The sequence below is a fragment of the Geodermatophilus sp. SYSU D00965 genome (genome assembly GCF_054050075.1).
Window position 1 is genome coordinate 1 of sequence record NZ_JBJGYQ010000051.1, and the last position, 3,783, is coordinate 3,783.

Genomic DNA, 3,783 nt, shown 5'->3' on the forward strand with positions numbered 1-3,783 from the left:
GGCAGCCACCCCCCCAACCCCCCCGCCCCCCCCGCGCCCCCCCCCCCCCCCCCCCCCCCCCCCCGCCCCCCCCCCCCCCCCCGGCCCCCCCGGCCCCCCCTCCTGCGAAAGCGCTCCGCTGACCGGGCGAAAGCCCTCCGCTTTCGCTTCCCTGCGGAGGCTTGACGTTGGATTTCAGCTGGCTTTACCTTTCGCGCGCCGAGTGACCCCGGTCACACGTCGACGCGCGAGGAGGTGGCGGTGCCCTCCCTGGACGAGCACGCCCGCTCCCAGGCGATCCTGTCCGCGCTGGGTGCCACCGGCCGGGTCGAGGTCAACGACCTCGCCCAGCGGCTCGACGTCTCCGCCGTCACCATCCGCAAGGACCTCGACGCGCTCGAGCAGCGGGCCGCCCTGCGGCGGGTCCGCGGCGGGGCGGTCGCGGCCGCGCTGGTCGACGAGGGGTCCTTCGAGACCCGCCTGCGCGTCCGGCGGGCGGAGAAGGCCGCCATCGCCCGGGCCGTCGCGCCGCTGGTGCAGGACGGCGACGTCATCGCGCTGGACTCCTCGACCAGCTGCCACTACCTGGCCCACGAGCTGCTGCGCCGCCGGTCCCTGGTGGTGATCACCAACAGCATGCCGACCGCGACCCTGTTCTCCGAGCGGTCGGAGGCCACGGTGCTGGTGACCGGCGGCATCGTGCGCCGGTCGGCGCGGTCGGTCGTCGGGCTGATCGGCGACGTCCTGGCCGGGCGCGGGCGCATCGACAAGGGCTTCATCGGCGCCCACGCCGTCTCCGCCGAGCGCGGCGTGCTGGAGATGGCGCTGGAGGAGGTGCAGGCCAAGCAGTACTTCGCCGCCCACTGCAGCGCGCTGTTCGGGCTGGTCGACTCCAGCAAGTTCGGCAGCTTCTCGCTGCACACGGCCACGCCGCTGGCGCAGCTCACCGCCGTCTACACCGACGCCGCGGCCGACCCCGCCGTCGTGGCCGCGATCGAGGCGGCCGGCACCCGCGTGCACCGGGTCGCCGTCCCGGAGGAGCAGCGGTGAGCGCCGTCCGGACCGTCGCGGCGGTCGACCTCGGCGCGGAGAGCGGCCGGGTGGAGCGGGCCGACTTCGACGGCGAGCGGCTGACCGTCCGCGAGGTCGCCCGCTTCGCGCACGCCCCCACGCCGGTCGACGGCATCCTGCGCTGGGACCTCGACCTGCTCACCCGGGCGGTCACCGACGGGCTCGGCGCGCTCGCCGCCGAGGGGTCGCCGGTCGCCTCGGTCGGCGTGGACGCGTGGGGCGTCGACTACGGGCTGCTGGACGCCGACGGGCGGCTGGTGGACGCGCCGACGTGCTACCGCGACCCGAGGCAGTCCGCGGCGATGGACGAGGTCCTGGCCACCGTCGGCCGGGAGCGGCTGTACCGGGCCACCGGCGTGCAGGTCAACGAGATCAACACCGTGTTCGCGCTGGTGTCCGACGCCCGGACGACGACCCGGCTGGACCGGGCGGCGTCGCTGCTCATGCTGCCCGACGTCTTCCACTGCCTGCTGTCCGGCGCCCGGGTCACCGAGTCCACCGCCGCGTCGACCACCGGCCTGTACGACGCCGGCGCGGGGCGCTGGGCGGGCGACCTGGCCGAGGAGCTGGGCATCCCGGCCCGGCTGTTCCCCGAGGTGGTCGACCCGGGCACCGACCTGGGCCCGGTCGTCGGGCCGCTCGGGGACGGCCCGCTCGCCGGCACGCGCGTGGTCGCCCCGGCCGCGCACGACACCGCCAGCGCCGTCGTCGCCACCCCGTTCCCCGCGCCCGGCGCGCTGTTCGTCTCCTCGGGCACCTGGTCGCTGGTCGGCGTCGAGGTGGCGCGGCCGGTGGTCACCGACGGCTCGCTGGCGGCCAACCTGACCAACGAGGGCGGGTACGCCGGCACGACCCGGCTGCTGCGCAACGTCATGGGCCTGTGGCTGCTGCAGGAGTGCCGCCGCGCCTGGGCGGCCCGGGGCCTGGCGTTCACCTACGCCGAGCTGACCGAGCTGGCCGCCCGCGAGCCGGCCCTGCGCAGCGTGGTCAACCCCAACGCCCGCGAGTTCCTCGGCCGCGGCGACATGCCCGCCCGCGTGCAGGCGTACTGCCGCCGCTCCGGGCAGCCGGTGCCCGAGACCCCCGCGGCGGTCGCCCGCTGCGTCGTCGACTCCCTCGCGGTGTCCTACCGGGTGACCGCCGAGGACATCGCCGCGGTGACCGGCACGGCGCCGGCCGCGGTCTGCGTGACCGGGGGCGGGGCCCGCAACGGGCTGCTCGCCCAGGCCACCGCCGACGCCACCGGGCTGCCCGTGCACTGCGGCCCGGTGGAGGCGACCTCCCTGGGCAACGCCGCCGCGCAACTGGTGGCCCTGGGCGAGCTGGGCGGGGTGGCCGACGTCCGCGCCGTCGTCGCCCGGACCGCCGACCTCCGTACTTGGTCCCCGCGCCCGGACGCGCGCTGGGAACAGGCCGCAGCCCTGCTGCGGGAGCGAACTCAGGACGACGACCGCGAGCGGGGGCTCATCCCGACCTGACCAGCGGACGTTCCTGGACCCACCGGCTCGCCGAGCCCGGTGGCACCGCGGGGGGCGACCCCCCACTCCGAGAGGTGACCGATGAGCAAGACAGGAACGACGAGGTGGGCCGTCGCGCTCGGGCTGGCCGCCACTCTGACCCTCGCCGCCTGCGGGCAGGGCAGCGGTGGCTCGGCCTCGGGCGGCGGCGGCGGGAGCGACAGCGGCGGCGGCTCGGAGGGCGGCGGGGGCGGCGTGACCGTGGCCTTCGTCCCGAAGCTGCAGGGCATCCCCTACTTCGAGGCGATGAACACCGGCGGGCAGGCCGCCTGCGAGGAGCTCGGCTGCACCTGGCTCTACCAGGGCCCGGTCGAGGCCGACCCGGCCGCGCAGGCCGACATCGTGCGCTCCTACATCCAGCAGGGCGTCGACGCGCTGATCGTGGCCCCCAACGACCCCGACTCGATGGCGCCGCTGCTGCAGCAGGCCCAGGACGCCGGCATCGCCGTGGCCACCTCGGACACCGACGCCCCCAACTCGGTGCGTCAGGTCTTCGTCAGCCAGGCCTCGACCGAGGGCATCGGGCAGGCGCTCACCGACGCGCTGCTGGAGGCCATGGGCGGCTCCGGCAAGTACGCGATCGTCTCCTGCGGGCAGACCGCCGAGAACCTCAACTCCTGGATCGAGGTCCAGAAGGCCTACACCGCGGAGAAGTACCCGGAGGCCGAGATCGTCGACATCGTCTACGCCGGTGAGGACCAGGCCGCGGCCACCCAGATGGCGACCGACCTGATGAACGCCCACCCGGACCTCACCGGGCTGGTCGGCGAGTGCACCTCGTCGGCGCCGGGCGTGGCCCAGGCGGTGCGGGACGCCGGGAAGACCGGCCAGGTCTTCACCGTCGGCCTCGGGACGCCGCAGTCGATGCTGCCCTACCTGGAGGACGGCTCCTCGAGCGCCAGCATCCTGTGGGACGTCGAGAACCTCGGCTACCTGACCGCGTGGGCCGGCGTCCAGCTGGCCAACGGCGAGTCGTTCCAGGCGACCAACGACGTCAGCGCCGACATGCCCGAGGTGACCTACGACGACAGCACCAAGGTGCTGCTGCTCGGCCCGCCGCTGCGGATCACCAAGGACAACGCCGGCCAGTTCGACTACTGACCGGTCCCGGGGGGGGGGGGGGGGGGGGGGGGGGGGGGCGGGCGGGGGGGGCGGGGGGGGGGGGGGGGGGGGGGGCGGCGGGGGGGGGGGGGCGGGGCCCGGGGGGGGCCCGGGG

General features: G+C 76.1%; 3 protein-coding genes. All 3 read left to right on the forward strand.

Annotated elements, in window-relative coordinates; all coding sequences use genetic code 11:
• Window positions 1-240 precede the first annotated feature (240 nt).
• The 3 genes from ACI789_RS24485 (at window position 241) to ACI789_RS24495 (ending at window position 3,668) form a co-directional block, all read left to right on the forward strand.
• On the forward strand, window positions 241-1,029 hold the full coding sequence (locus tag ACI789_RS24485; RefSeq protein WP_456918034.1) for a DeoR/GlpR family DNA-binding transcription regulator: 789 nt from the start codon (window positions 241-243) through the stop codon (window positions 1,027-1,029).
• Window positions 1,026-2,528 carry a rhamnulokinase gene (locus ACI789_RS24490; RefSeq protein WP_457012153.1) on the forward strand — a complete coding sequence of 501 codons (1,503 nt, stop codon included), beginning with the start codon at window positions 1,026-1,028 and terminating at the stop codon, window positions 2,526-2,528. Before ACI789_RS24485 ends, ACI789_RS24490 begins: the two co-directional genes overlap by 4 nt.
• An 81-nt stretch (window positions 2,529-2,609) precedes the next feature.
• Entirely contained in the window at window positions 2,610-3,668 is a 1,059-nt protein-coding gene (locus ACI789_RS24495) for an autoinducer 2 ABC transporter substrate-binding protein (RefSeq protein ID WP_457012154.1), read from the forward strand.
• Window positions 3,669-3,783: the final 115 nt, after the last annotated feature.